Raw genomic sequence first — 25,594 nt, forward strand, 5'->3', positions numbered from 1 at the left:
TCCATCGAAGGGAGAAAAGGAATCAGGACCACCAACCGCTGAGCAACTGCCGCCCCATGGGCCAGAGTTTTTCGCCGAGCAGCATGCCCATCAGCCCTACCAGCGCAATGGCGGGCGGTGCGGGCGAGCGGAAGTCCAGGGCGCCGTAGATCACGCCGACAAAAAGGCCAATGCCAAGGGAGATCAGGTAACTCATGGGGGCGACGCCTGTTGGGTTGATGGGCTTAGTGTAGGGAGCCCATCCCGGTAGCATCGGCCAAGGGCTTCAGGATTTCGGCCAACTCACGTACTGGGAAGGCACCATCCCCAGTTCCCGCCGGAACATGTCGCTGAAACTGCTCGGCGAATAGCCCAGGGAACGCGCGACAGCACTGACCGACTGGCCCTGGATCAACTCGGCCACCGCCGTGGCCAATTGCACCTGGCGGCGCCATTCGGCAAAGCCCATGCCCAGGTGGTGCTGGAACAGTCGCGCCAAGGTGCGCACGCTGGCACCGGCCGCTTCGGCATGCTGCTCGAAAGGGATGTCCAGCGAAGGCGCGGCCATCACCGCCTGGCACGCGCTGATCAACCGGCGGTCAGCTTCCACCGGCATGGCGATACGAATCTGCGAGCGCCGCGCCCGTTGCAACTCCAGCAGGGCCAGGCCGACCAAGGCGGCGTAATATCCCTCGTCACCGCTGTCGCCCTGTTCCACCAGCGTGACGATCAACTCACGCAGCAGCCCACCGACTTCAATCACTTGCACCTGGCTGTCCAATGTCGCCGCCAGGGCCGGACGCAAGTAGATATTGCGCATCTGCAAATCCGACACCACCCGGATGCCGTGCTCCACGCCCGGCGGCAGCCAGACCGCGCGCTGGGGCGGCACCACCAGGGCTTCACGAGGCGTCTCGACCCACATCACGCCGCTCATGGCATAGAGCAATTGGCCCCAGTCGTGGCGATGGGGCTCCACGTACAGGCCACGCGGGTAGGTGCGCGCCAAGGGTTGCACGGGGACGGCGTGATCACTGAGGTCGGGGGGTGCAGCCAGGGCCATGGGGAGCACATCTATCGGAAGTCAGCCGCCATGGTAAAGACCACCGTCCGACAATCCGAGTGAATTTTTACCGCCGAGGGCGATCACTTGCTTACACCACCAGGGTTGAGGGGCCAATGAATAACGCAAAACTGTTTGTGATCGACTACACCCTTCATGGCGAAGCCAAGTCATTCATCATTCGTCTGGAAAGGCTCGATACTTTGGAGGCCTGGCATTGGGCAAGCTGTGACGCCGGCGTGGGCCGTATCGGCCGGTTTGCCCGCGAGCGGGTGAAGAAAACCAGCCAGGAACAGGCCGAAAAATTCGGCATAAAAAACGTGCAATGGCGCCGCTCGGATGTGCGCGCCGAGGCTTGATCAGGGAGAGATAACCATGGATTCAATCAATGGCAAGGCGCGCATTGATTACACGCGCGACACCTTGTTCGGGCCGCTGGCCAGGCATGTCGAGTGCCAGGTCAGCTTGCAGCGCAAACCCGGCTGGCTGGTGCTGAAAGTGTTCCAGCCGCTGCCGGACGATTTGCATGATGCGCAGACCCTGGTGCTGGCCCTCGAAGGTCGACGAACCAGCGGCGTGGTAAAAGACAGCCGGCGCTTGTCCGACCACAGCCTGCGCCTGGAGCTGGAACCCCAGTAAGCGATACGCAGGGAGCGCGCTATTGACGCTCCCTGCGAACGTATTCAGCCTTTAGCCGACTTGGCGCACTCGCACCCCGTCGCCGCCGCACAAGGCTCGCCATGGGCATGGTGCTCGGCACAGCCCTGGCAGCAATAGCCCTTACCGTCCTTCATTACCGCATCGACGCCCAGCACACACTTGCAATGCGGGCAGGCACAGGTTTGATCAGGCATGGCCAGACTCCTTCTTCTATGGTCGTCCGGTGCGGCGGTTGCCGGCACCTTAAGCAGTGACTGCCAGGCGTCGGCGATGGTTCAAACCATCAGTCCGTGCGTGTATTGCTGCGGTACATGAACACCAGGGCCAGAGCCAGGCACACCATCGCCAGGATGCGGCTGCTCGACAGTTCGACGGCCGGGTTGCCCAGCCACCCAAAGTTATCGATCAGCATGCCCATGCCCAATTGCCCGGTGATCACGGCCACGGTTGCCACCGCAGTACCGACCACCGGCACGGCCCCGACCATCACCATCATGTACACCACGCCGAACAATGCGCCGGTCAGTTGCCATTTGGGCACGTCGAGCAGGCTCACGGACTGGGCCGGCTCGAAGAAGAAAATCAGCAGCGCGGTGGTCAGCGCACCCACCGCAAACGTCAGCAGACTGCTGCGCAACACGCCCACCGCCTGGCCGAGGCGACCATTGATTGCAGCCTGCACACTCAGCACCGCACCGGCAGCAATCACCAGCACCAATAACAGAATCAGATTCATCGCCTTACCCTCGTGCAATCAGAACAAGTGCCGCCACAATCAACGCCAGGGCTATCCAGCGCTCGCCATTGACCCGTTTGCGTGCAGTGCCGAACCAGCCGAAATGGTCGATCAGCACGCTCTTGCCCACCTGGCCGGACAAAATCGCGATCATGGTCATGGCAATACCGATGTGCGGCGTGGCCAGGGTCAGCACCACCACATACATCGGCCCCAGGAACCCACCGATCAGTTGCCAGCGCGGCAACTCGGACAACGCCGGGCCCTTTTGCGGGCCGCTGAACAACAGCAGCAAAAACAGAATCGCCGAGCCGACGCCGAAGATGCTCAAGGTTGCCCAGAGGTGCCCCACTTGCACGCCCAGCGGCCCGAGCAATCCGGCCTCGACCGACAAGCCCATGCCGGCCAGGATCACCAGCGGCAACAACAGCAGCCGTAGAAGGTTTTTCTTCGGCGTGGCTTGCGCCACGGCCTCGATGGAACTTGCTTGCATACATCACCTGCACGTCAACAAAGGATTGGATGACGCGCATTATCCGGTGGCCGTCCTGTGCGATAAATGGGAGCATGCCGACAACACCTTTGCGCAATACGCACAAACCGGAGGCCTGATGCAGGGCTTGAATGAATTGAGTTTCAAGGCACTGCGCCTGTTCGTCGCGGTGCTGGACCACGGCAGCTTTTCCGAAGTAGCTCGCCGCGAAGGCCTGGCGCCCTCTTCCATCTCCCGGCAGATCCAGCTGATGGAACAGGCCCTCGGCCAGCAGTTGCTCTACCGCCACACCCGCGCGGTGAGCCCCACCGAAGCCGGGCGCCTGCTGGGGCGACACGCACGCTTGATGCTCGAACAGCTGGAAGCCGCCGGCCAGGCCCTGCAGGAACAGGAAAGCGAACCCAGCGGCCTGGTGCGCATCAACGCGCCGATGGTGTTCGGCCAGCGTCACCTGTCACCGTGGCTGGGAGAGTTATGCCGGCGCTACCCGAAGCTGCAACTGGACATCCAGCAAACCGATACATACGTCGACCCGCTGCAAGACGGCACCGACCTGCTGTTCCGTATCGGCGTGCTCAACGACTCCAGCATGCAGGCGCGCATCTTCGCCCCCCAGCGCTTTCGCCTCGCCGCCAGCCCCGCCTACCTGGCCCGCCAGGGCACGCCCCAGCACCCCGAGGAACTGCTCCATCACCAGTGCCTGGCCTACAAGGGCATCACCGGCCAGCAACGCTGGTTCTTCCGCAAAGGCCAGGGCGACTGGACGCCCTACAGCGTCAAGGGCCCGATCACCGGTAACCACGCCGACACCCTCACCCACGCCGCCGAACAAGGCCTGGGCCTGGTGGTGTTTCCGTCCTGGCTGATCGGCGAAGGCCTGCGCGCTGGCACCCTGCAAGCGGTACTGACGGAATATGAAGTGGCGACCACGCTGGAGCCGCAGCAGATCGCGGCGCTGTGGCCGGGGAGCCGCAGGCTGTCGCTGAAGGTGCGCACGGTGATCGATTATTTTGTGGAGTGTTTTGGGACGGTGCCGTATTGGGATCGATAAACGGTTGAGGAATTTTCCGAGTAGTAAAAGTAGGTTCGGTCTGATTTAACGGGCCACCCTATTTTGGACCGGGTGCATTGGGGCAGACTTTGGCGATGTCCTTTTTGGAGAGATGCCATGGTTTTCATGTACCCAAAGCCGTCACGCGCTGAACGTGAGGCGGCAACCAGCGGTCGGCTCGTCTTGGATAGCTCACCCAGTTTTGGCTATATTTGGCCAAAATACGCGGAGCACCTCATGATTACCGTACCCTTGGGCGAAGCAAAAAATAACCTGTCAAAACTGGTGGATGACGCCGCCGCCGGCAAAATTATCACCATTGCCAAGCATGGGCGTGCGATGGCACAACTTGTTCCCGTGGGGAAATCCAACGGTCAGCGAATTGGCGCGATGAAAGGAAAGCTCGTTGTCCCCGAGGACTTTGATGCGCCCCTGCCAGGCGATCTGCTGGATGCGTTTGAGGGCAGCCATCCATGAGGGTGCTGCTGGATACCCATGTTCTGCTCTGGGCACTGAGTGACGATCCGAAGCTATCCAGCAAAGCCCGACGACTGATCGAGAATGCCGCAGAGATCTACGTCAGCGCGGCAACCTTCTGGGAACTGGCGATCAAGGTCGGCCTTGGAAAACTCGATGCAGACCTGGACGAAATCCGGGGATATTGCCTTGAAAGCGGTTTCGTCGAACTGCCCATCACCTCGGAACACGCGATTGCCGTAAAGGATCTTGAGCCTCATCACAAAGACCCTTTTGATCGACTTATCGTAGCGACAGCCATCAGTGAACCGATGAGGCTATTGACCGCCGACACGCAGATTGCCCAGTACACATCCTTGGCAATCCTGGTATAGCCCGCACCCACGGCCTGGAACTCAGAACACCCACTGCCCGATCAACCACGCATTGGCCCCACTGATCAGCGCAAACAGAAACCACGCCAGCACCCGGGTGTGCAGGCGATTGACGAACGGCCCCATCAGTTGCTTGTCGCCGGTCATGCGGATCAACGGGTACAAGGCAAACGGCAGTTGCAGGCTGAGCACCACCTGGCTGAGGATCAGCAGCTTGCCAATGGCCTGGTCGCCCATCAGCCACACCCCGAGAAACGCCGGGATCAGCGCCAGCCCACGGGTGATCAGGCGGCGTTGCCAGCAGGGAATGCGCAGGTTGAGATACCCCTCCATGATCACTTGCCCGGCGATGGTGCCGGTAAAGGTCGAGCTTTGCCCGGAGGCCAGCAAGGCGATGCCGAACAGGATGCTGGCAAAGGCGCCGCCCACCAACGGGTCGAGCAAGCGGTAGGCGTCCTGGATCTCCACCACCTCAGTGTGCCCGGTCTTGTAGAAGGCGGAGGCGGCGAGTATCAGGATCGCAGCGTTGACCAGCAGGGCCAGGGCCAGGGAGCCGATGGTGTCGATCCGGGCCAGCTTGATCGCATCCTGTTTGCTGGCGAGGTCTTTGCCGATCAGGCGGGTTTGCACGACCGAGCTGTGCAGGTAGAGGTTATGGGGCATCACCGTGGCGCCGAGAATACCGATGGCCAGGTACAACGGCGCGGCATCGCTGATGGCCGACAGTGATGGGGTAAAGCCGCTGAGCACATCCGGCCAATACGGTTTGATCAGCACCAGCTCAATGAAGAAACACACGCCGATGGTCGCCACCAGCGCCAGCATGATCGCTTCCAGGCGGCGAAAACCACGGTTCTGCAGAGCCAGCACCAACAGCGTATCGAAGGCGGTGATGACAATGCCGGTGGTCAGGGAAACGCCCAGCAGCAGGTGAAACGCCAGGGCGCAGCCGAGCACTTCGGCGAGGTCGGTGGCGATGATGGAGATTTCCGCCAGCACCCACTGGGTGCGTGCGGAGCGTTTGCTGTAGCGCTCACGGCATAGTTGCGCCAAGTCCTTGCCGGTAGCGATACCCAAGCGCGAGCACAGGCACTGCACCGCCATCCCCGCCAGGCTGGCCAGCAGCACCACGAACAACAGGCTGTAGCCGTAGCGCGATCCGGCTTCGATAGCCGTGGCCCAGTTGCCCGGGTCCATGTAGCCGATGGAGATCAGCAGGCCGGGCCCGGCGAACATCAGGATGCGTTTGAAGAACGACGCCTTGGGGTCAACGACAACGGAGCCGGCCACTTCCGGCGGGCAGAATGGAGCGGTAGCGATTTTCGGCAGGCTGAATTTCACACGGTATCCCAGGCAAACACACTCGACAGAGGCTCAGCTTATCAGTCGGACGCAACCGTGCGCATCACCGTGTCCCGAGGCAGGTCAAACGCCTCCACGACCTGCACCACCAGATCCATCTCCTGGTTCAAGGCTTCACGCTCCATGCGCTGGCGAATCACCCCGATCACCAGCACGGCCAGGGTGGTGATCGAGTACGCCGGGCCGGAAAACGCCCGTACCCCGCTCACCAGCAGCATCGCCGCCGCCAACGCCTGGCCGACCACCGGGATCGCGGAGGCCGCACCACGACGCAGGATAAACCCGGTCAACCCGGCCAGCGCCGTGCCGCTCAACGCCGTAGTGGCTGTTCGGCCGAGATCGAAACGGCTGAACAGACCCTGCTCCTTTTGCGCGGCCGCCTTGAGTTCAGCATCGAATACCTGGCGGTCGGCGTGGCTGAGTTTGTCCTTGTACTGCTCGAGCAGTTTTTCCGCGACCTGGGCTTCGAGGTCAGCCAGTGCCACCGTTTCAACGGGCTCGGCAAACTTGATTCCCAGTCGCTGCGCCACCTCTTCGGCAATCTGGCGATAACTCACGCCGTGGCCGCGGGCCAGGTTCATAAAGCTGTCGCCGCCCATGCGCTGCAACTCGATGGCCAGCTTGAGCGGCTCGCGCACCGTGGCGTCGATCGATGCACTGCGCTTTTGCGCCATCAATTCGGCCAGGAACGCCAGTTCCTCCGGCCGCGCCTGCACCAGGGCCGCCAACAAGTCGGTGTCCTCTTCGGCAAAGCGTACCTCGCTGCTGCGCTGGTCGGCGCGGATCAGGCCGCGCCGCTCCTGCAACAGGTCGGTGTACTGCACCACGGTCTGCAACTGCGGCCAATAAGCGGCGTGATCGAAGGTGGCCAGGTGCACATTGGTAACCTTGGCCTTGAGCGCCGGCGTCACCGGGATCGCATACCGGCCGATGCACCGCTCGGTGTCCGGCTTCATGGCCAGGGCCCAGTCCTTGCTGGAGTGGCAATTGATCACCCGCCCCTTGAGCGGCGCACACACTTCATCCCAAGGGCTGGACGTACAGATCGCCCCGCCCATCAACAGCAGGTTGTCCAACGGCAGTTCCCGTGCAGTTTCAGGGCTGGCCAGCAGGCTCTTGACCAGAATCCGCGCCCCCAGGGAATGCCCGATCAGGTTGATACGCCGCACCTCCAGCGCCTCGCCATGCAGGTAGCTGTCCAGCTCCGGCAGCAAGCTCCTGGCCACTTCGTCCACCCGCGCCTCGACGCTTTTGTAGTGGTCGAGAAAATAGGCAATCGCCTTGCCCACGCCAACGGTCGCGGCACCGATGCTGCCACCACCCAGCATCGCGGCGATCACCTCCTTGAAGGGCGCAAACAGGTTTTCCAGGAAATGCCCCGCCGGCCAGAACAGCATCAGGTTGGTCGACCCCTCGATACCCGCCAGCTGTTGCTTGAAATTGCCCAGCTGTTGCCGGTTAAAGAACGCCGAGTAACCGTGAACATAGAGATTGAGCACATCGCCCTGAGGCTCGCCGCACAATACGAACGTGGGCTTGCGGGTGCGGTGCATTTCATCCCACTGGTGCTGCATGGGCCGGTGACTCCTGGTGACGAGGGACGGCGATAATAACAAAGGGAGGCCCGTAGAACGGTGAATCCTGACCGGCGTGGCACTGGCAAGGGATCAGAACTGCGCCGCAGCCTTTGATTTGGCCAGGTAGCGCGCCGGCGAATCCCCCAGGTTGCGCCGGAACACGGAGGTGAATGCACTGGAACTGCTGAACCCCAATTCGAACGCGACATCGGTGATGGACGTGCCATGGCTTAGCCGTGCGGTGGCTTCCAATAGGCACACCTGCTGGCGCCAGGACACGAACGTCATCCCCGTGCCCTCGTAGAAATGGCGAGTGAAGGTGCGTCGGCTCATGTTCGACCAATCAGCCATCTCATCGAGGGTGATTTTTTGCGTGGGTGCATCCAGGAAACGCTGACAGGCTCGTGCCAGCCGTGGCTCGCCAGGCAATGGCGCGCTGAGGGGCAGCTCGGGCATGGCTGCGATTTCATCAATCAACAGCGTCAGCACGCAGTGATGCCTCACGCTGGGTAATGCCGAGGAGTCGATAGCCAGCGCCGCCTCCAGTAAATGCCTGAGCAGGGGCGACACTTCAAACACCTGGCAGCGCTCCTGCAACCGTGCCCGCTTAGCGGCATCGGCGTCCAGATAGGTATTGAGCATCACCACATCCCCGCGCATCTGCATTTCATGGGGCACACCACCCGGCACCCAGATCGCCCGCTGCGGCGGTACCACCCAATTGCCGAGATCGGTGAACATTTTCAGCGCGCCGGTGGAGGCATAGGCGAACTGGCCACGTGAATGGGTGTGCCGCTCAAAGACGGTACCGCTGGGGTATTCGCGCAGCGTTACCACGGCTTCTGGACTGGCGGAATCAAAGGTCGGAATCATGGCCCGATTCTGTCAAAACTTGGCCTTGCATAGCAAGCGGGCCAATCAGCCACTCCCTAACATTCACTGTCTTAGAAAAGTGTAATGACCAAGGGAATACTCCATGCTGAAAAAACACCTGGCGTTAGCTGTGCTCGTCACCCTGGTGTGGGGGTTGAATTTCCCTATCACCAAATTGGGCCTGCGCACGGTTGACCCGTTTATTCTCACGGGTATTCGCTTTGCCCTCGCCGCCCTGCCGCTGGTGTTCTTCATCAAGCGGCCCGCCATCAAGTTCAGCTACGTGGCCGCCTACGGCTTTATCTTCGGGCTGGGTATGTGGGGCATGATCAACTATGGAATCGAGAGGGGTGTGAGCCCCGGCATCGCGTCATTGATCATTCAACTCAGCGTGTTTTTCACCATGGGCTGGGGTTGTGTGTTGTTCAATGAGCGAATCCGAGGTCCGCAGATAGCCGGCGCGGTCCTCGCATTGGCCGGCCTGCTCGGGATTATCTCGACTCAAACCGGCGACCACGCGCTGTTGGGTGTCCTGCTGATCGTGCTCAGTGCCCTGGCCTGGAGCATCGGCAACGTCATCATCAAGCAATCGGGCGTCAAAGAGATCTTTTCGTTCATGGTGTGGGCCAGTCTGTTTCCACCGATTCCACTGTTCCTCATGGCTTGGTGGATGCACGGTGGCGCGCCATTCGAACACTTAACCGCTAGTCTCGACCTGAGGGCCACCGGGTCCATCCTTTTTCAGGTCTACCTGGCCACACATTTTGCCTATTGGGGCTGGAACTCGTTGCTCAGGCTGTATCCCGTGTCTACGGTGGCGCCGCTGTCATTGCTGATTCCGGTATTCGGAATCGCCGGTTCAATGCTGATCACCGGCGAGCACCTCTCCACTACCAACCTGATCTGCATTGCGGTGATCATCGCTGGCTTGGCAGTGGGATTAATGCCTGGCTACAGACCGAGCCTGGGAAAAAAACCAAAATAATCTTCGAGCAAAAAGTCGCCGTTCAGCGATCAGTTCTGGTTGGGATGTGCTCAACAACATATTCAACCAGTTGACTCAGGCTTTGCTCGAACGTCTGGTTAGCCGTATCAATGACCAAGTCCGGGTTCAAGGGCGGCTGGTACGGTGCATCTATACCAGTGAAATCGAGAATTTCCCCGGCCCGAGCCTTGCGATACAAGCCCTTGGGGTCACGCAGCTCACACGTTGCCAGGTCTGCTGCGATATAGATTTCGTGGAAAGACGTGTTGCTGGCAGCGGCGCGGGCACGAGCGCGTCCTTCACGATAGGGGGAGATGAATGCCGTGATGCAAATCATGCCTGCATCGGCGAACAGTGCGGCTACCTCACTGACCCGGCGGATGTTCTCTGTTCTATCGTCTTCTGAAAATCCGAGGTTGGCGTTAAGCCCTTTGCGAACATTGTCTCCGTCCAGCGTGTAGCACGCATAACCGGACCTCAACAGATGCGCTTCCAAGGCCATCGCCAAACTCGACTTTCCGGACGCAGAAAGGCCCGTAAACCAAAGTACGGCACCTTGTGCCCCCATATAATGGGCGCGCTCAGCCTGGGTCACATGGTGGCTGACAGACGTCAAGTTAGGGGTATTGAAAGGCGACTTCATAAGTTAGATCCAGCATCTCTCAACGCATGAGTTAGACGGTGCGGAGCATTCTACTCAGCACCGTTCGATTATGGCCAATCGTCTTGGGCACTTCAGACATGAGTATATCAAGAGACGATCACCTCCCAACTTCTGCCAGGTAGGTGGATAAATACTCACGGGGAAAGGCGTACTGTTCCAATCCGCTCAAACCGCAAACAATTGCCTCACGCCATTTTTCAAGAAATACCGTCGAGACCTTACGCTTATCAACACTGACTCCGGCCGTGTGCAGCAACCGTCGGCTTCGCCGCTTGGAGTTCGGGTCGTTTTCAATGTAATACGATAGGAAACTGCGCTTTATCGAGTTCAAGTGAGGTAGCAGGAACTGCTCGGGTTTGCCCCGTTGATCGGCTGACAGTACTTTCAGCATTCGATTCAGCACTCTCATAGCCTGCAGCTCATGGCCGGTCAGAGAGCGGTTGTGCTGAATGCTCTGCGGAGAGCGAGGCCTCAAGGTAAAGCCTGCGTGCCCCTCAATCATATTGTAGAAACGATCGGGGTCGTCACGTAGTAACTCTACGGGAATAACCAGCACATTTGAGGCACCAAACAGTGAAGCGTACAGACTGCACAACCTTGTGTAATTCAGAAGTTCGAGCAACATCGCATGCCAGCGCTCGGCAAACACGCGAGGATTTTCAGAGGCGCCTTCCTTTACCGCCTGATTGTAATAGCTGTCCAAAAACGACAACGGACTTCTTGTCACAATCAATACTTTCGCGTCGGATAACTCGTGTTTCAGCGCAGCCGCTACCAGGCCTTGGTAGGTTTGAATTTCATCTGTCGTTACCGGCCTCGGCGCCCAACCGCAGAGTTCTTCACTGCTCACAAAAACAGGGGTGTCGGCCAGTGGAACATGTGGCGCTATCGTCGATTCCCCCGGCCCGCTCAGATAAGCGCCCAGCGAAGCACCCTGAACTATATTTTGCGCGTAGTTGTGCCACTGCAACACCTGCACGTCGCCCCGTTGCTGTGCCGCGGCCTGTATGTAGGTCGACGCTGACTTGGGCAGGCCAATATGAATGAGCTTCATTAAATATCCTGTTGGAGGTCCCCGAAAACAATCGGCGCCACCCCATGAGTAAATTCAACGCCCTGCAGTTGCGGCAGGCTTTCGCGATCAGCCTAGGTCAGTTTCGTCGCCTGAACCTTGGCCACCCCATCCTTGGGGGCGATCAACTTTCCTTTCAGCCAGACACGTAGATTGACGTGCTTATCTTCCAGCAACCACGCGAGCAAGGTTGCGAACAGTATGCATATAAATACCGACAGCCAAGCATTAGGTACGCGCGATGAATCTATATATTGCCCCACCAGGACGCGAATAGGTTCATGTGTCAGGTACAGCGCATAGGACACAAAAGCGCCCTTCGCAGCCACCCATTTGAGCGGCGATGGGATATGAAGATCTTTGCATGCCAGTACCACGAGCATCAGTCCTGCACCTGAAAAGATCAACAGTTGCAAGTCATACATATTTACTTGACTGGCAAGCGAGAGTTTCTGGAATCGCCAGAGGACCCCGGCCACAACAGCCATCAGGGGAATAACAACCTGCCGCCAACCGATCTGGGGCGCATAAACAAATATAGTCGCGCAGGCAGCCCCCACAAACCACTCCCATGCCACCGACTCCCACACGGTGAAATACCCAACCACGAACGTCGCTGGACCTGCCAGCAGCATTGCAAACGCTTTCTCAATTTTTCCCATCGATCGCCAAAAAAAGGCAATGCCGAAAAAGACGTAAAGCCACCACTCAATGGCGATTGTCCAAAGAACACTGTTGCCCCCATAAATCCTTATAGGCGGCACGCCCTCTATCATCCTGGCAAAAGGCGTGTGCTGAAGCTGAAAAAGATGCCCGACAGAATCCCAGGCCGTTGGCGGCGCCCGGCCCAATAAAACAATACAAACCAGGAAGGTTATTATCAGCCCCGGAACATATAAAACATATATCCGGCTAAAGCGATCAATCATGTATTCGCCAAAGCTGTACTTGGCTTTACTCAGGCATTGATAGGCAATAAGAAAACCTGAAAGCCAGAAAAACACAACAACCGCCAGGCTTTGAAATGGCATTACATTGCCGAACCAACTGTCAGGTACCACCACTGAAAAGGTATGCCCCACCAGCACCACAAACGCTGCCAGCGCGCGTATTGCGTCGAGCATGGTCGACTGGCCGATGGATAATCTATTAGTCACGAATATATCCCTTATTCATTATTCTTCGAAAAAAAACATCTGTTTTCAACGGAGTTGACATGCAGAGATAAACGCGTCTCCGCCATATAATCGTGCAACCATCAGCGGATGGCACTGACGCATAAAGAACACCACCCCGCGCAAAAAACAAAAAACCGTCATTCAAACGAGAATGACGGTTTGTTCAAGCTTGGCCGTTTCAGGCGGACGTCCGCTCATGTCGATGCCCGCTCCAGCAGACGTACCGCGATATCCCAATCCTCTGGCGTATCAATATCCAGCGACTCGCGACTGTCCGTCATGACTAACGGCACCGTACCGGGGCCTACAAAACGCTTCTGCTCACGAAGCACGTCTGGCGCCAGCAGGTAAATCGAACCGTCCAGCGTGTAGGCCGGTTCCAGATCCTGAGACCGCCTCGACAGGCTCTCCCAGCCGAGGAATGGCGTCATCGTGTCCCCATCCAGCCTGAAACACCAAGCAGGATGGGAACTGGCAGCAGTCACACTGACCACGGAACGGGAAACGTCTTGCTGGAACTGCACTACCGCGCGCCGAATGGATTCTGCCGAACGAAAGGGCGACGTCGGCTGAAGCAACATGACAGCCTCTACCGCGCCATGAACCGCTTCATACTCATCCAGCACCTGCACCACCACATCAAAACTGCCAGCAGTATCAGTGGCCAGATGTGCGGGCCTCATACTGAGAACATTGCCACCAAAGGCGCGGGCAACGTCTGCAATAGCCAGGTCGTCCGTGGAAATCACCACATCGGTAACAACGCCACTTTGCAGCGCAGCTTCAATTGTCCATGCAATCAACGGCCGCCCACCCAGAACCTTGATGTTCTTTCCGGGCAGCCGCTTGGATCCGCCCCTTGCGGGTACGATTGCAAGGATTTTCATTTCAGCGCCACAAAGTCGCTCAACATCGACAATCCGACCTTGCCACTTTTTTCAGGATGGAATTGAGCGCCCCACACATTGTCGCGCCCGATGACAGCCGCCACCGCAGTATCGCCGTACAAGCAATCCGCAACGCGATGAGCACCATCGTCAGGCACAGCCATGTAAGAGTGCACAAAATAGACCGCGCTGTTATGCGGTTCTATCGAGGCCAGCAATGTCCCGTCCCAGGATTCGCGCCCTGCGGCACACACCAGGTTGGACCAACCGATATGCGGGATTTTCAGACGAGCACCGCTGCTATCAACGGCAGGTATGGGTTCTACCGTACCCGGGATCAATCCCAACCCGTTGATAAGGCCAAACTCGTGACTGCAATCGAGCAACAACTGCATGCCCAGGCAAATACCGAAAAGTGGCGCACCTGATGACGCGTACTCTTTGATTGCCTGATCCATTCCGTTTGCCGACAACATCGTCATTGCATTCGAAAATGCGCCCACACCCGGCAATAGAACCTTGGTGGCGTCTTTCAACGCATCGGGATCGGAAACCAGATTTACCGTCGCACCACAGTGTTCGAGCGCCCGGCGGACGCTGAACAGGTTACCTACGCCATAATCGATAACAGTAACTACATTACTCATAGGTTCGAACCCGGATCCCGCCAGCAGATGCTTCTGTTCGGATGTCAGCCAACGATGCTCGCTTAAAGTGAAGAATGTCAGCCATGGCGACCGCATCCGCGCCCTTCCTGACCACCTCGACCGCATCCTGGGCTTTACCCATGCCGCCGCTGGCTATAACAGGAATATTGACTGACTCGCTCACCGCTTGAACAAGCGCCAGATCGAAACCTTTGCGAGTTCCTTCGCGGTCGACTGAAGTCAGCAAGATTTCTCCGGCCCCCAGTGCTGCGGCCTGTTTTGCCCAGTCAACGACGTCAATGCCCGTGCTTTCACGGCCATTGTCGGTGAAAACCTCCCAACGTTCCGGCGAGACGCTTTTTGCCTCAATAGACAAAACCATGCATTGGCTGCCAAAACGTCGAGCGATCTCGGTGATCAACTGCGGGTTGCTTACGGCAGCGGTATTGACCGCCACCTTATCAGCGCCACATCTCAACAGATGAGCAACATCGTCGGCCGATCGCACGCCTCCGCCGACGGTCAGGGGAATGAAGACATTCTCTGCCGCCTGCTTGATCAGCTCACTCAGGCTGTTGCGCCCGTACAGACTCGCGACGCAATCCATATAGATCAATTCATCAATGCCCTGCTCGTAGTAACGCAGGGCATGTTCGTTAGGGGACCCGACAACGCGGAGCCCCTCAAGATGAATGCCTTTAATGAGATTGGCACCTTTCACATCAAGGCGGGCAATCAGTCGCGTGTTGCTCATTCAGCGTTAACCTGAGGATTCCAGGGCGTGTAACGCAGCTTCCACTCGCCATCCACCACATGCCAAAGGTGCGGGGAGCGGAAACGATCACACGTTTCCAGGAACTCTTCACGGGTCATGCTGATGTAGTCGAGGAATTCCTTTTCGTAGCGCGATGGATATTCACCCTCATAACGCTGCATCAACGCAATTGCTTCGTCCTTGTCGATGTGGTGGTTACGAATTTCCTGAGCGGAGTCCATCATCGAGCGGCCTACGCCGAACTTGATCCAACGGGTGAAGTAGAAGAAACCGTCGACCTTGTCATCGAGGCTGTTGTACTTGGAGTACGTCCCCTCAGTGCGAACAGGGTTGGCTTCGAAGCCGGTATTCTCTACGGCGTAGTAGTAGGCCTCCTGCGGTACCCATTTCTTGTAGTAACCCAGGTATTTGAAATCGATACCCTTGCGCTCAAGCACTTCGGCGGGCATTGGCAGGTAGCTTTTCAAGTCAACCAGAGGAACGCCTTCATCCAGGTATTCGCCGATTTTCTTGCCGCCCAGATAAACGTCGCGTACGTCTTTGCCACCGAAATAATCCAGCGAAAAACCCTCGCTTTCCGCTACTTCGTTGGCTGCCGCGTAGCTGGAGGTTTTATGGGAAATCTTTTCGCCATATTCGCCGGGCATTTCTCCGTAGAAGATCAGCGGAATATTCAGTTGTGCTGCCATTTTGGCAACGAACGTCTTCTGCCCCAGGATGAATGGCTGGAACGGGTGCAGCAGGTTGATTGTTGCATTGCGGGTCAGCAGGCGGTGAATCTTGCCATTTGGGGTATACAGATAGTTATCGAAGCCCCCCACATGCAGCCACTGCTGGAAGTTTTTCCAACCGATATCGGTATACAGATGCGGCGACCAGGTCACGGTCAGAGGGTTCATGCCGTATTTGTATTTCAGCAGGTGAGACTGCATCGCGCTGTCCTTACCACCGCTACCACCGACGATGCAGTCATAGGTGCCGTCGGTCTTGCGATGTTGATTGCACAACTCGACGAGTTCACGCTCGCGCTCATCCCAATCGATTTCGCCGTCTTCCTTGAGAATGTTGAAACGGCAAGCGTGACATACACCCTCCTCGTCGAAACTCAAGGTTGTCTTGGTCGAGCCATTGCTGTGCGCGTATTCATTACTCGACATCGGCTGCTGGTTCGACATGTTGCATTTTTTGCAGAACTTAACGTCGCGCGGCAACCCGTAATAAACTTCCAGTTCACTTTTTGGCTTGCTGAACCTTGAAAGATCTATAGATGAACCCGGGGCAATTTTCAAAACCAATCTCCAATCACGAAATTATTTATTGAACAGTGTACTTGTACGTGCCAACAGCGGATCGTTGGGCCTGCATCGCTACCGCCCCGCGTGCTGCACGCGCTCGAACAACATTGGTATATCGCTCGGCCCCCCAATAGACGAATTCATCGAGTACCTCGGGGCCCACACGTAGATACCAGCGCTTACGTGTATTCGGTTTATCAGCCGCTCATTGAGGCCGACATTCCTTGTCGCTTCAGTCGGATAACGTTTTTTCCTTCAGTACTGCCTGACATCATCTGAAAACTGAGTTCTATTGACGCGCTCAGACGCACAAGCCTTGCGCAGTCCCATTTCATGGATTGCGACCAAGGGCCTGATAGGCGCATTTTTAAGGGGCATCGTTCAACTGATCTCATGATCTTTTGGACTGAACTTTAAATTTCGACTCACGGATCCGCATTGGAGAGCTCACCACCAAATGCCCCGCCTGCAGGTCCCTGACCAACGTACTTCCCGCTGCCACTATGGCACTCTCGCCAATGCTGAGGCCTTGTAGCGTAGTTGAACCTGCACCCACAAATGCGCGAGTCGCCACTTTTACTCCACCGCATAGAACTGCCGCGGGAGCAATGTGTACATGGCTTGCGATTATACAGTCGTGATCGATTCTGGCCCCGGTATTTATTATCGTGTTGGCGCCTATGACGGAGTCGGGCTGAATCACTGCCCCCGCCATGACTTGGGCACCCGCCTCCAGCACCACAGTGGAGTCGATCCAAGCTGCCGAATGCACAAGCGGCGCAAAGGTAAAGCCCTTGGCCGTCAATTCCTGAAATACCTGCATCCTGCGATCGCTGCCGATGACCTGTCCCAGGCCATTGACCAATGACACTTGGGTTGGATCCAGCCCATCAAGTGCCTCATCCCCCCCCAGCACCCTTACGCCACGCCAGCATTCGATACCGCTCTGCGCCAGGCCAGGATCGCAGACCCCCTTCACTACCGCCCCCATCGACTGAAGCAGCGCCAATAACACTTTCGCATGCCCCCCAGCGCCGAGAATGACAAATGGCAGCAGGGAAACGTCGCGACCTGACCCAGTCACTCGATGATCTCGCCGGCACGATAGTTACGAGAAGCTATCGCTCCAACGCGCTGCCACAACTGCGTCGCAGGCAAGCCGCTGCCCGAGCGCGCGGTGGTGAGGTCGGCGCGGGCGAACGGCTGCCCCGACGTGATTTCGCGGGCTGCCACTACCTGCTGACGAGCAGCCTTGCGAGTGTCCCACTCACTGGGTTGTGGGGATTTTCCCGGCTTCCCAAGAGCCAATTCCAACGCTCTTATCTGCCTCACCATGTCAGCCAATTCCGACGGTTCCAATGAGGCCTTGTGATCGGGGCCAGGCATGGAGCGATCCAACGTAAAATGTTTTTCGATCACCGTCGCGCCACGGGCAACCGCGGCAACAGGCACCAACAATCCTTCCGTATGGTCCGAGTACCCTACTTCAAGTCCGAATGCTTCTTTCAACGTATCCATGGCCCGAAGGTTTACTTCCGCCATCGGCGTAGGGTATTGCGACGTACAGTGCAACAAGGTGACATGACCAGCCAAACGGCCTCTTGCCTCATCATCACTCCAGCACCGCCAAACCTCGTCCATATGTGCCGGTTCGGCGTCATTGCACAGTGCGTGCGCAACAATAGCCAGACCTTGCTCGACCTCACTCAGCGTGGCCATGCCCGTCGACAGGATGAGCGCCTTCCCGGTCTTGGCAAACTGCCAAAGCAGCGGCCCATTGGTCAATTCCCCAGAGGGAACCTTGAAGAACGGAATACCCAGCGAACAGAGAAAGTCCAGGCTATCGCTATCAAAAGCCGTGCTAATAAATTCAATGCCACGGGCTTTGGCATGGCGTTGCAAATCGGCGTGCCAGGCACGAGGCAGTTCAAGCTTCTGCAGCATCGCTAACTGACTTTCAGCCGCGTCGGTAGTTTCCTGCTGATACAAGGCCTTGGGCGCACTTGCGGAAGCCAATTTACGAGCATCAAAAGTCTGGAACTTTACCGCATCCGCTCCGGCGCTCGCGGCCATGTCGACCAGTTCGAACGCCAACTCGCGCTCACCATTATGGTTTACACCGGCCTCAGCAATAACGTACACCGCATCTTTTTTGGGTAGTTTCATACGTCAACTCAAATCATGAAATGTTTTGTGACTCGATAGGTCACAAGTTTCAAGAACGGCCACAATAGCCTCGGCGACTTCGCCCTGCCCGTACGGGTTGGTTGTGTCCCTGCAAGATTGGGCAAATGGCGCACTCAGTGCCAACGCAAGCGCCGCGACGATGGCGTCTTTATCCGGCGGGCAGGCTAATACAGAGTCCGCACAAAGCCGGCCAGCCTGACGCATACCAATATTGACGGTTGGCACGCCAAGAGACGGCACCTCGATGATCCCACTGGAAGAGTTGCCGACAACCGCTGAGGAGCGTGCAACGACACTGAGATAACGCCGAAAACCCAATGAAGGGATCGCCAATACCCGATCAGCGTGACGGGCAGCAAAATCCTCAAGCAGCGGAATGATCGCGCGACCACCATTGTCGGCGTTCGGGTAGGTCAGAATGACACGATAATCCGCGAACTCCTCCAAGGCCAGCAACAGGGCGCTGAAGCTCTGCACCGGGTCCTCGGCCAGTGCCGTGACCGGGTGGTAAGTGACCAGGATGAGCGGTGCATCCACGGCAAACTGCAGGCTCTCGCTCAACTCCTGTGCCGACATAAGCGGCGTGCGCCTGATGTGATCAAGCCCCACCGCTCCGACATTGAAGACCCGCTCGGGGCTTTCACCCATCTGAATGACACGCTGCCGATAGGGCTCGGCCGCCACGAAATGCAGATAAGCCATTTTCGTGATTGCATGGCGAATGGCGTCATCGTAGGCACCTTCCGTCAGCTCCCCACCATGCAAATGAACCACGGGAATGCGCATGACCAACGCAGCCTGAACAATGCTCAGCGCCTCGAATCGATCCCCCAGCACCACCAGCATCTGCGGACGCAACCGATCCAGAGCATCAGCGAATCCCAGCGTCCCCAACCCCATGGACTTGGCTACGCCGACGTCGGTATTGGAAGACAGCAGCATCTCGACCTTGGCGTCGATGGCAAAACCATCGAGCTCGATTTGTCGCCAAGTCTCTCCAAACTCAGGAGAAAGGTGCATGCAACTGACGATGGTTTGCAGCTCAAGCAGCTCGCTGGCCTGAATACCTTTCATCAGCCAATACAGCAAGCCGTACTCAGCCCGAGTACCGGTAAAGACGGCAACGCGACGTTTCATGAGCGTCCCGCAGGCGGCACGCTGCTTGGCAGGTTGACGATACGCGCCTCCAACCAATGCGAGTTACTGAGATCACCCTTCAAGCAATGCTCGTAAGCCGGCAAATGGTTCATCAATTTCCAGATGGGGCGAGTCATGACTCCACTGTCGTTGGTCGCTTTCAGGAGTTCGTCACGCTGCGTCTTGTCATTGCAAATGACTGCGTTCAACCAGTAGTTGGATTTGCCATGCGCCGGCTCGGTAAAAAACTGCAAGTCGGTTTGTGCCAACTCATGCTTGTAATTCATCGCAAGCTGTCGCTTGGATACCAGGAACGAATCCAACTGTTCCAGCTGCGCACAACCCAGGGCCGCATTGAGGTTCGGCAACCGGTAGTTATACCCCACTTCGTCATGTACATATTCGTAGGCATGAGGCTGTTTGGCAGTAGTCGTCAGATGCTTGGCTTTAACGCCCAGTACCTCGTTGGTCAGCAGCATGCCGCCACCGCCAGTGGTGATGATCTTGTTGCCATTGAAACTGAGGGTGCCAATCAGCCCGAAGGTGCCGGTATGACGCTCTTTGTAAGTACTGCCTAGAGACTCGGCAGCATCTTCCACCAACGCCAGCCCCCAGCGAGTACAGACCTCCATGAGCGCATCAAGCGCTACGGGATGACCAAATGTATGCATTGGCAGGCAGACCCTGACAACACGATCGTCACTTCGCAAGCGGCAAAGGCCATCGGCGTCGATAAACGCTTCGGACTCAAGCCATGCATCCAGGGCTGACGGCGAAAGGCCCAAGGTCTCGCGATCGACATCGACGAAAACAGGCTGGGCGCCACAGTAGGCAATGGCATTGCATGTAGCGACAAAAGTCAGGGACTGAGTAATGACCAGGTCACCCGGCTTCACTCCCGCCAACAAAAGCGCTACGTGCAACGCAGCAGTACCGTTTACGGTAGCGACTGCGCGCTCACTGCCCGTGTAAACCTGCATGTCCCGCTCGAAACGATCTACAAAGGCACCCACGCTGGAGACGAAGGTCGATTCGATCGTATCTGCTACATACTTTTTCTCGTTACCGGAGAACACGGGGGCATGCAACGGAATGAACTCATTTGTTCCATATTGATCGCGTACAAACCGAACCAGGGCATCAAACATTTCGAGCCTCAAACGTTATAAATATTGGCTTTATATTTGCTGAGATTTTGAGGCTGGGAGAACCACTCAACCGTTTTTTCCAAGCCTTGGCGAATCGAATACTCAGGTTCGAAACCGGTAAGACCGTGGATCTTTGAGTTATCACACCACAAGCGGAAAACTTCTGACTTCTCGGGACGCAGACGCTGATCGTCTGTCAGAAACTCAACATCGCTATTCATCAACTCGCGAATAAGATTGAGCGTATCACCTACCGAAATTTCAAAATTCGAACCGATGTTTACTGTTTCACCGATGGCTTGCTCGCAGCGGGCCAACTCTAGGAAGCCACGGCAGGTATCGGCGACATAGTTGAAGTCGCGAGTCGGGGTTACATCACCCAACTTGATCTGTTTCTGCCCGGCGGCGATCTGGCTGATAATCGTCGGGATAACTGCGCGAGCAGACTGGCGAGGGCCATAGGTGTTAAACGGCCGGGCAATCGTCAATGGCAGATCAAATGCGTTGAAAAAACTCATCGCCATTGCATCAGCGCCAATTTTTGAAGCGCTGTACGGTGATTGTGCCTGAAGCGGGTGCTTCTCATCGATAGGCACATACTGGGCAGTGCCGTACACCTCACTGGTGGATGTATGGATAATGCGCTTTACGCCGTTTTCCAAGGCGGCCTGACAAATATTCAAAGTGCCTTTGACATTGGTGTCCACATAACTGTCTGGCGCGACATACGAATAAGGAATGGCAATCAGCGCTGCCAAGTGAAAAACGATATCGACGCCTTTAGTGATGTGCTTGCAATAGTGCGGGTCACGCACATCGCCATTGAGCACCTCGATTCGCGACAGGCAATCGACGTCCTCAAGCCATCCCCAATAGTTGAAGGAGTTATACTGAGACAGCGCCTTGACATTATAACCTTCACGCACGAGCAGCTCGGTCAAATGCGAGCCAATGAACCCATCCGCACCGGTCACTAAAACTGTAGTCATCGTTCAACCCTTAACGTACTTGCCCCGAAGCTCCAGAGCCCAAGACACAAAAATCCAGTTACGCAAGAGTCCTACAAACGGATCCTGCTTTAAAAATTGCGATACGCGCCAAAAGACGCACATCCCTCATTGCACCAGGCTGCATATAGATAACCTGATTGGCAAAGCACAAGGCAAGGCCATCCGCAGGCACATATCTTGCACCGAACAGCCCGGCTGGCGCCATCAGCTTGCCCACCAGTAACCCTGGGGCAGCGACGACGACATGGCACGGCCCGCCATCCAGCGAAACCAAAGGTGTTGAAAATCAAACAGGGAGGAATGCTCCCGTCACTTTACGTCAAGGGAGCTTTGCCAGGATCAATTGCGAGCCGCCTGAGAGGCGCCTGGCAAAAAATCGGTGAGAATGCATCCCTGCACAAAATAGGCGCCGATCATAGCAGCTCAAAGAGCGTCGAAAAACATCCCCAGGCCACTCTTGGTGCAAAAACCGGTCTAAGTCGTTGATCCTCCGCATGCCCAAGCCGCCCATCAATCACTTTTGTTGACTTACCAGACCTCTCGTGTACGCTTGGTGCGCCCCTGTTTATCAGCTGCGGCTGCACAACAGTTCGGCTGTTCAAAAGATTCGGAGCGTTATAAAGAAGTAAATAGGGAAGCTCTGCTTCGAAGTACTCCAGTCAGATTAGGAAGTCGATAAAGTGAAGGATTGGAGAGATACCGTAGTCTCGCCGAACACTCCGTTGCGCGAAGCGATTGTCCGCATCGACGCCTGTGGGATGCAAATGGCGCTGGTGTTGGATGATGAGGAAAAACTGGTCGGACTACTCAGCGACGGTGACGTGCGCCGGGCAATCCTCAAGGAAGTCCACTTGGAAACGCCTGTTGCCGAGGTGATGAATCATGCGCCGCAAACTGCGCACGCGACATCTTCCGGTAACGAACAATTGAACCTGATGCGCCGTGGGGTTCTGCACCACCTGCCACTGCTGGATGACGAACAGCGCGTCGTCGGCTTAGCCACTCTCGATGCCCTGACGGGCATACTTGAACGCCCAAACTGGGTGGTATTGATGGCTGGCGGCCTGGGACAACGGCTGCGCCCCCTGACAGAACACTGTCCAAAACCGATGCTGATGATTGCCGGAAAGCCCATATTGGAGTGCATTCTGGAGAGTTTCATCGAGCAAGGGTTTCGCAACTTCTTCCTCTCCGTCAACTACCTCGCCGAAGTAGTACGCAATCACTTCGGGGATGGCAGCAAATGGGGTGTGCGAATTCGCTATCTGGAAGAGAACAAACGGCTAGGCACAGCAGGCGCGTTGTCGCTACTGCCCAAACGCCCGGATCACCCTATTCTGGTAATGAATGGCGATCTCTTGACCCATGCACGCTTCGACGATTTGCTGCAGTTTCATGAAGATCACAACGCCGAAGCCACGATGACAGTACGCGAGTACGACTTTCAGGTGCCCTACGGGGTAGTGAAGGTCGATGGCTCGACCATTACCGGCATTGATGAAAAACCGATACACAGCTTTTATGTCAACGCGGGCATCTACGCCATTTCGCCTTCAGTGCTCGACCAGATTCCTTCTGGCACTTTTTACGACATGCCGACAATGTTCGAGGACTTGATCGCGGCCAAAAGAGCCACTACGGCATTTCCTCTGCGCGAGTACTGGCTTGACATTGGTCGCATCGAAGAATTCGAACGAGCACAACATGAATGGTCTGCGCAAAAAACCGAAAGGCAGCCTGCAAACTAACGCCAAACAGCACAGTGAATTTTCCATGAAAAAAATGCTTTTGCTTCTGACTATTTTGACCGCTACCGCTGGCAGCATTGCTGGCTGCGATCAATCGTCCGACAAACAAGGACAGGCTCTTGGCCGCCCCGCCAAAGCGACCCCTGCGGTAACCCTTGAAAATCAGGCGCTTGAACTTGCACTGTCTTCGCCTGAAGGCGCTGCACAATTGGCTGCAAAATCCCCGGAAACCGTTGCCGTCGCGGCAATGCAAGCGTCTGAAAAGGCGCTCTCTGAAATCAAGTCCTCGCCGGAGTCGGCAATGCTGAGGCTTGATGCCTACGTACAGCTTGCATCGGCCGCTTCTGCAGCAGCCCCGCAGTCACAAGTTGCGAAAGACGCAGCCCAAAAGGCCAAGAGCGCCAAATTGCGTGCCACAGCGGCAATCAAGGATGCTAAATAGATAGCAACCTTACCAAAAAGTGTGGCGGGCGAGTCGTTACCACGAGTAACTCAGTTTCGACCGCTCCATGAACTGTGCAACGGTCGACGGCAACAATCAGAGACCTGCGAGCCGCGCTTTTTGCGAAAGAATTTCTATCCTAGTTTTCCAACACATAACGACTTCATTAGCTTAGCGACGGAGATGTCAGGACGATGCACGCAACAAAAGGTGAGGAATGAAATTGGGCTCTCCACTCCCTGGCAAAAATGTGCTTTTTGTCGTAAACGAAGCCGGGGAGTTCGTCGAGCTTCGCCGTGTCGCAGTAGCTGCCAAGATGGCAGGCTACGACGTCAGCTTCCTTTTCGTACAAGCGGGCTATATCAACCTCAAGCCTGACCGTGCGTTTTGCCGCATGAACGGCTTCGGTGCTTACTACCCGGGGCGTCCGTTGAAACGCTCTCTATTGTCGATGAAGTACGAAAAGATCGCGAAGGAGCTTGAAAACGGTTATATCCCTCACTCCTTGGTGCAAAAGGCCAATCCCAAAGGTCGAGCATTCACATGGGCCGGCCTGATTCTGACGACAGTGCTCAGTCCATTTTTCAAGCTGCACGACTTCGCCACGCGCACCAAGCAAAAGCGCACGGAAAAAGCCAACAGCAAAAACTTCCAACCGTTTAACTACGCGCGTCAGTTATATAAAGTCCTCAAGCCTTCAATGGTGGTTTTCGGCCAGGAATTCCCGGGGTCGGTGAATACCCTGCTGACGAAAATCTGCAACAAAGATAACGTCCCAACACTGATCGTCCCGTTCGCCGTAGGCACGGCCAAGGAAATGGTCGAAAGCCTTTCCGACAAACCGATGTACGAAGCGGACAGGAATATCCTTAACAAACTGGCGGCGTTTCTGTTTCCGCACTGGGTCAACTACTACGCCTCGAAGAAACTCCTTCGTCTGCCCGGCCAGCGCATATTCTTGCTGGAAGCCTTCGGTTTTGCACCGGAACACCCCTGGATCCCCAATAACAGCAGCGTGACCTGCATCGCCGTCGAAAGCCCGGAAATGGAGCGTTACTATCGCCGCATGCGCTTCCCGGAGAAACAGTTGCGCTTGACGGGGGCCGCATACGACGACGTCATGCATGCCGCAAGAGAGTCGCAAACCGCCCGAGAGCGTATTTTCCGACGACTGCGCCTGGATCCTGCAAAGCCTTTGCTCGTCTGTGCCTGGCCCACCGACCAATATGGCTCACGCAGCATCCCAATGGAGTTCCAGGACTACAAGGCACTGTGCAAGGCCTGGGCTAAAGCCCTCGCAAGCGTCAGTCGCTTTACTGATTTCAATGTGGTAATTCGTCCACACCCCGTCACCGACCCCGAACTGTTGAGTGAAGTCCTCAGGCCCTATCGCCTGCATCACCGGGTGACCGATATCGACACACTCGAACTCGTTCCCGCGTGCGACCTGTTTGTCGCGTGCGTGTCGTCCACTCTACGCTGGGCCACGGCGTGTGGAATTCCAGCTATCAACTATGACTGCTACGACTACGGCTATACCGACTTCGATAACGCCAAAGGCCTTGTTACGACCAACCGCTACAGCGTCTTCCAATCGACCCTGGAGCAATTGACCGACAACAAGGAAGCGTACGCCGAGGCCCGAGCCAATCAAATTGAATGCGCTCATGAATGGGGCCTGCATGACGGTAAATCGATGGCGAGAATTATCGACCTGTTCGACGAACTGACCAGCGCTCAGCCTCTCTCCACCCCCTCAACCAGAACCTGACCC

29 protein-coding genes are annotated in these 25,594 nt (G+C 56.7%); 9 read left to right on the forward strand and 20 right to left on the reverse strand.

Features of this window, described 5'->3' with window-relative positions; genetic code table 11:
- Positions 1–22 precede the first annotated feature (22 nt).
- On the reverse strand, positions 23–196 hold the full coding sequence (locus AC07OT_RS15265; RefSeq protein ID WP_081744482.1) for a DUF1427 family protein: 174 nt from the start codon (positions 194–196) through the stop codon (positions 23–25).
- A 69-nt stretch (positions 197–265) separates the two neighbouring features.
- Positions 266–1,042, reverse strand: coding sequence for an AraC family transcriptional regulator (locus AC07OT_RS15270; protein WP_495108410.1), 777 nt, complete (start codon positions 1,040–1,042; stop codon positions 266–268).
- Positions 1,043–1,158: 116 nt separating this feature from the next.
- Between AC07OT_RS15270 and AC07OT_RS15275 the strand changes: the two genes are divergently transcribed.
- Together AC07OT_RS15275 and AC07OT_RS15280 are read left to right on the forward strand one after the other, a co-directional pair.
- Positions 1,159–1,401, forward strand: a complete 243-nt coding sequence (locus AC07OT_RS15275; protein WP_495108411.1) for a DUF6555 family protein — start codon at positions 1,159–1,161, stop codon at positions 1,399–1,401.
- 16 nt (positions 1,402–1,417) lie between these two features.
- A complete protein-coding gene (locus tag AC07OT_RS15280; RefSeq protein ID WP_495108412.1) occupies positions 1,418–1,681 on the forward strand; it encodes a hypothetical protein in 264 nt (87 codons plus the stop codon).
- Positions 1,682–1,725: 44 nt separating this feature from the next.
- On the opposite strand, the gene AC07OT_RS15285 is transcribed toward AC07OT_RS15280, so the two are convergent.
- The 3 genes from AC07OT_RS15285 to AC07OT_RS15295 all read right to left on the reverse strand — a co-directional run bounded on the left by AC07OT_RS15285 (position 1,726) and on the right by AC07OT_RS15295 (position 2,931).
- The gene (locus tag AC07OT_RS15285; RefSeq protein WP_074846300.1) at positions 1,726–1,896 is read right to left on the reverse strand and encodes a metallothionein; all 171 of its coding nucleotides are present in this window, start codon (positions 1,894–1,896) and stop codon (positions 1,726–1,728) included.
- Positions 1,897–1,985: 89 nt separating this feature from the next.
- Positions 1,986–2,438: a DMT family transporter gene (locus AC07OT_RS15290; RefSeq protein WP_027607512.1), complete on the reverse strand. Its 453-nt coding sequence runs from the start codon at positions 2,436–2,438 to the stop codon at positions 1,986–1,988.
- Between the two features lie 4 nt (positions 2,439–2,442).
- Positions 2,443–2,931 (reverse strand): DMT family transporter, encoded by a 489-nt coding sequence (locus AC07OT_RS15295; RefSeq protein ID WP_065939787.1) that lies wholly within the window; start codon positions 2,929–2,931, stop codon positions 2,443–2,445.
- 118 nt (positions 2,932–3,049) lie between these two features.
- Between AC07OT_RS15295 and AC07OT_RS15300 the strand changes: the two genes are divergently transcribed.
- From AC07OT_RS15300 to AC07OT_RS15310, 3 genes are all read left to right on the forward strand, one after another.
- Positions 3,050–3,982 (forward strand): LysR family transcriptional regulator, encoded by a 933-nt coding sequence (locus tag AC07OT_RS15300; protein ID WP_065939868.1) that lies wholly within the window; start codon positions 3,050–3,052, stop codon positions 3,980–3,982.
- 126 nt (positions 3,983–4,108) lie between these two features.
- Complete coding sequence (locus tag AC07OT_RS15305; protein WP_371914519.1) at positions 4,109–4,459, forward strand: type II toxin-antitoxin system Phd/YefM family antitoxin; 351 nt, start codon at positions 4,109–4,111, stop codon at positions 4,457–4,459.
- Positions 4,456–4,833 carry a type II toxin-antitoxin system VapC family toxin gene (locus AC07OT_RS15310; RefSeq protein WP_495108413.1) on the forward strand — a complete coding sequence of 126 codons (378 nt, stop codon included), beginning with the start codon at positions 4,456–4,458 and terminating at the stop codon, positions 4,831–4,833. Before AC07OT_RS15305 ends, AC07OT_RS15310 begins: the two co-directional genes overlap by 4 nt.
- A 21-nt stretch (positions 4,834–4,854) precedes the next feature.
- On the opposite strand, the gene AC07OT_RS15315 is transcribed toward AC07OT_RS15310, so the two are convergent.
- From AC07OT_RS15315 to AC07OT_RS15325, 3 genes are all read right to left on the reverse strand, one after another.
- The gene (locus tag AC07OT_RS15315) at positions 4,855–6,174 is read right to left on the reverse strand and encodes an Nramp family divalent metal transporter (RefSeq protein ID WP_141157455.1); all 1,320 of its coding nucleotides are present in this window, start codon (positions 6,172–6,174) and stop codon (positions 4,855–4,857) included.
- 41 nt (positions 6,175–6,215) lie between these two features.
- Positions 6,216–7,769 (reverse strand): DUF726 domain-containing protein, encoded by a 1,554-nt coding sequence (locus AC07OT_RS15320; protein ID WP_495108414.1) that lies wholly within the window; start codon positions 7,767–7,769, stop codon positions 6,216–6,218.
- A 93-nt stretch (positions 7,770–7,862) separates the two neighbouring features.
- Positions 7,863–8,645: an AraC family transcriptional regulator gene (locus AC07OT_RS15325; protein ID WP_115489139.1), complete on the reverse strand. Its 783-nt coding sequence runs from the start codon at positions 8,643–8,645 to the stop codon at positions 7,863–7,865.
- A gap of 103 nt (positions 8,646–8,748) precedes the next feature.
- Between AC07OT_RS15325 and AC07OT_RS15330 the strand changes: the two genes are divergently transcribed.
- The gene (locus tag AC07OT_RS15330) at positions 8,749–9,630 is read left to right on the forward strand and encodes an EamA family transporter (protein ID WP_495108415.1); all 882 of its coding nucleotides are present in this window, start codon (positions 8,749–8,751) and stop codon (positions 9,628–9,630) included.
- A 22-nt stretch (positions 9,631–9,652) separates the two neighbouring features.
- Here AC07OT_RS15330 and cysC read toward each other — a convergent pair whose 3' ends face one another.
- The 12 genes from cysC to AC07OT_RS15390 all read right to left on the reverse strand — a co-directional run bounded on the left by cysC (position 9,653) and on the right by AC07OT_RS15390 (position 21,609).
- The gene (gene cysC / locus AC07OT_RS15335) at positions 9,653–10,273 is read right to left on the reverse strand and encodes an adenylyl-sulfate kinase (RefSeq protein ID WP_065939793.1); all 621 of its coding nucleotides are present in this window, start codon (positions 10,271–10,273) and stop codon (positions 9,653–9,655) included.
- 118 nt (positions 10,274–10,391) lie between these two features.
- Positions 10,392–11,348 (reverse strand): hypothetical protein, encoded by a 957-nt coding sequence (locus AC07OT_RS15340; RefSeq protein ID WP_065939794.1) that lies wholly within the window; start codon positions 11,346–11,348, stop codon positions 10,392–10,394.
- A gap of 92 nt (positions 11,349–11,440) precedes the next feature.
- On the reverse strand, positions 11,441–12,523 hold the full coding sequence (locus tag AC07OT_RS15345; RefSeq protein WP_495108416.1) for an acyltransferase family protein: 1,083 nt from the start codon (positions 12,521–12,523) through the stop codon (positions 11,441–11,443).
- Between the two features lie 215 nt (positions 12,524–12,738).
- Positions 12,739–13,431 (reverse strand): acylneuraminate cytidylyltransferase family protein, encoded by a 693-nt coding sequence (locus AC07OT_RS15350; RefSeq protein WP_065939796.1) that lies wholly within the window; start codon positions 13,429–13,431, stop codon positions 12,739–12,741.
- Complete coding sequence (hisH, locus tag AC07OT_RS15355) at positions 13,428–14,078, reverse strand: imidazole glycerol phosphate synthase subunit HisH (RefSeq protein WP_065939797.1); 651 nt, start codon at positions 14,076–14,078, stop codon at positions 13,428–13,430. The genes AC07OT_RS15350 and hisH overlap by 4 nt, the downstream gene beginning before the upstream one ends.
- The gene (gene hisF, locus AC07OT_RS15360) at positions 14,071–14,832 is read right to left on the reverse strand and encodes an imidazole glycerol phosphate synthase subunit HisF (protein ID WP_065939798.1); all 762 of its coding nucleotides are present in this window, start codon (positions 14,830–14,832) and stop codon (positions 14,071–14,073) included. The genes hisH and hisF overlap by 8 nt, the downstream gene beginning before the upstream one ends.
- Entirely contained in the window at positions 14,829–16,148 is a 1,320-nt protein-coding gene (locus AC07OT_RS15365) for an N-acetyl sugar amidotransferase (RefSeq protein ID WP_371914623.1), read from the reverse strand. The genes hisF and AC07OT_RS15365 overlap by 4 nt, the downstream gene beginning before the upstream one ends.
- Before the next feature lie 391 nt (positions 16,149–16,539).
- Positions 16,540–17,232, reverse strand: coding sequence for an acetyltransferase (locus AC07OT_RS15370; protein WP_495108417.1), 693 nt, complete (start codon positions 17,230–17,232; stop codon positions 16,540–16,542).
- Positions 17,229–18,314 carry an N-acetylneuraminate synthase gene (gene neuB, locus AC07OT_RS15375; RefSeq protein ID WP_065939801.1) on the reverse strand — a complete coding sequence of 362 codons (1,086 nt, stop codon included), beginning with the start codon at positions 18,312–18,314 and terminating at the stop codon, positions 17,229–17,231. The genes AC07OT_RS15370 and neuB overlap by 4 nt, the downstream gene beginning before the upstream one ends.
- Positions 18,315–18,317: 3 nt before the next feature.
- A complete protein-coding gene (neuC, locus tag AC07OT_RS15380) occupies positions 18,318–19,472 on the reverse strand; it encodes a UDP-N-acetylglucosamine 2-epimerase (protein ID WP_065939802.1) in 1,155 nt (384 codons plus the stop codon).
- The gene (locus tag AC07OT_RS15385; protein WP_065939803.1) at positions 19,469–20,620 is read right to left on the reverse strand and encodes a LegC family aminotransferase; all 1,152 of its coding nucleotides are present in this window, start codon (positions 20,618–20,620) and stop codon (positions 19,469–19,471) included. The genes neuC and AC07OT_RS15385 overlap by 4 nt, the downstream gene beginning before the upstream one ends.
- Before the next feature lie 8 nt (positions 20,621–20,628).
- Positions 20,629–21,609: an NAD-dependent 4,6-dehydratase LegB gene (locus AC07OT_RS15390; RefSeq protein ID WP_065939804.1), complete on the reverse strand. Its 981-nt coding sequence runs from the start codon at positions 21,607–21,609 to the stop codon at positions 20,629–20,631.
- Positions 21,610–22,310: 701 nt separating this feature from the next.
- Between AC07OT_RS15390 and AC07OT_RS15395 the strand changes: the two genes are divergently transcribed.
- From AC07OT_RS15395 to AC07OT_RS15405, 3 genes are all read left to right on the forward strand, one after another.
- Positions 22,311–23,378 carry a nucleotidyltransferase family protein gene (locus AC07OT_RS15395; RefSeq protein WP_495108418.1) on the forward strand — a complete coding sequence of 356 codons (1,068 nt, stop codon included), beginning with the start codon at positions 22,311–22,313 and terminating at the stop codon, positions 23,376–23,378.
- Positions 23,335–23,820 carry a hypothetical protein gene (locus AC07OT_RS15400; protein WP_141157445.1) on the forward strand — a complete coding sequence of 162 codons (486 nt, stop codon included), beginning with the start codon at positions 23,335–23,337 and terminating at the stop codon, positions 23,818–23,820. The genes AC07OT_RS15395 and AC07OT_RS15400 overlap by 44 nt, the downstream gene beginning before the upstream one ends.
- 217 nt (positions 23,821–24,037) lie before the next feature.
- Positions 24,038–25,591, forward strand: a complete 1,554-nt coding sequence (locus tag AC07OT_RS15405) for a CDP-glycerol glycerophosphotransferase family protein (RefSeq protein ID WP_065939807.1) — start codon at positions 24,038–24,040, stop codon at positions 25,589–25,591.
- The last annotated feature ends 3 nt before the right edge of the window (positions 25,592–25,594 follow it).

This window comes from Pseudomonas sp. GW821-FHT09C10, from assembly GCF_059418085.1.

Coding starts and splice junctions, on each gene's coding strand:
- AC07OT_RS15305 (WP_371914519.1), top strand. CDS start 4,109: ATGTACCCAAAGCCGTCACGCGCTGAACGTGAGGCGGCAACCAGCGGT.
- AC07OT_RS15385 (WP_065939803.1), bottom strand. CDS start 20,620: ATGTTTGATGCCCTGGTTCGGTTTGTACGCGATCAATATGGAACAAAT.
- neuC (WP_065939802.1), bottom strand. CDS start 19,472: ATGAAACGTCGCGTTGCCGTCTTTACCGGTACTCGGGCTGAGTACGGC.
- AC07OT_RS15290 (WP_027607512.1), bottom strand. CDS start 2,438: ATGAATCTGATTCTGTTATTGGTGCTGGTGATTGCTGCCGGTGCGGTG.
- AC07OT_RS15265 (WP_081744482.1), bottom strand. CDS start 196: ATGAGTTACCTGATCTCCCTTGGCATTGGCCTTTTTGTCGGCGTGATC.
- hisH (WP_065939797.1), bottom strand. CDS start 14,078: ATGAGTAATGTAGTTACTGTTATCGATTATGGCGTAGGTAACCTGTTC.
- AC07OT_RS15330 (WP_495108415.1), top strand. CDS start 8,749: ATGCTGAAAAAACACCTGGCGTTAGCTGTGCTCGTCACCCTGGTGTGG.
- AC07OT_RS15280 (WP_495108412.1), top strand. CDS start 1,418: ATGGATTCAATCAATGGCAAGGCGCGCATTGATTACACGCGCGACACC.
- AC07OT_RS15390 (WP_065939804.1), bottom strand. CDS start 21,609: ATGACTACAGTTTTAGTGACCGGTGCGGATGGGTTCATTGGCTCGCAT.
- AC07OT_RS15405 (WP_065939807.1), top strand. CDS start 24,038: ATGAAATTGGGCTCTCCACTCCCTGGCAAAAATGTGCTTTTTGTCGTA.
- AC07OT_RS15340 (WP_065939794.1), bottom strand. CDS start 11,348: ATGAAGCTCATTCATATTGGCCTGCCCAAGTCAGCGTCGACCTACATA.
- AC07OT_RS15320 (WP_495108414.1), bottom strand. CDS start 7,769: ATGCAGCACCAGTGGGATGAAATGCACCGCACCCGCAAGCCCACGTTC.
- AC07OT_RS15310 (WP_495108413.1), top strand. CDS start 4,456: ATGAGGGTGCTGCTGGATACCCATGTTCTGCTCTGGGCACTGAGTGAC.
- AC07OT_RS15400 (WP_141157445.1), top strand. CDS start 23,335: ATGAATGGTCTGCGCAAAAAACCGAAAGGCAGCCTGCAAACTAACGCC.
- AC07OT_RS15295 (WP_065939787.1), bottom strand. CDS start 2,931: ATGCAAGCAAGTTCCATCGAGGCCGTGGCGCAAGCCACGCCGAAGAAA.
- AC07OT_RS15300 (WP_065939868.1), top strand. CDS start 3,050: ATGCAGGGCTTGAATGAATTGAGTTTCAAGGCACTGCGCCTGTTCGTC.
- AC07OT_RS15275 (WP_495108411.1), top strand. CDS start 1,159: ATGAATAACGCAAAACTGTTTGTGATCGACTACACCCTTCATGGCGAA.
- AC07OT_RS15325 (WP_115489139.1), bottom strand. CDS start 8,645: ATGATTCCGACCTTTGATTCCGCCAGTCCAGAAGCCGTGGTAACGCTG.
- cysC (WP_065939793.1), bottom strand. CDS start 10,273: ATGAAGTCGCCTTTCAATACCCCTAACTTGACGTCTGTCAGCCACCAT.
- AC07OT_RS15270 (WP_495108410.1), bottom strand. CDS start 1,042: ATGGCCCTGGCTGCACCCCCCGACCTCAGTGATCACGCCGTCCCCGTG.
- neuB (WP_065939801.1), bottom strand. CDS start 18,314: ATGAAACTACCCAAAAAAGATGCGGTGTACGTTATTGCTGAGGCCGGT.
- AC07OT_RS15350 (WP_065939796.1), bottom strand. CDS start 13,431: ATGAAAATCCTTGCAATCGTACCCGCAAGGGGCGGATCCAAGCGGCTG.
- AC07OT_RS15285 (WP_074846300.1), bottom strand. CDS start 1,896: ATGCCTGATCAAACCTGTGCCTGCCCGCATTGCAAGTGTGTGCTGGGC.
- hisF (WP_065939798.1), bottom strand. CDS start 14,832: ATGAGCAACACGCGACTGATTGCCCGCCTTGATGTGAAAGGTGCCAAT.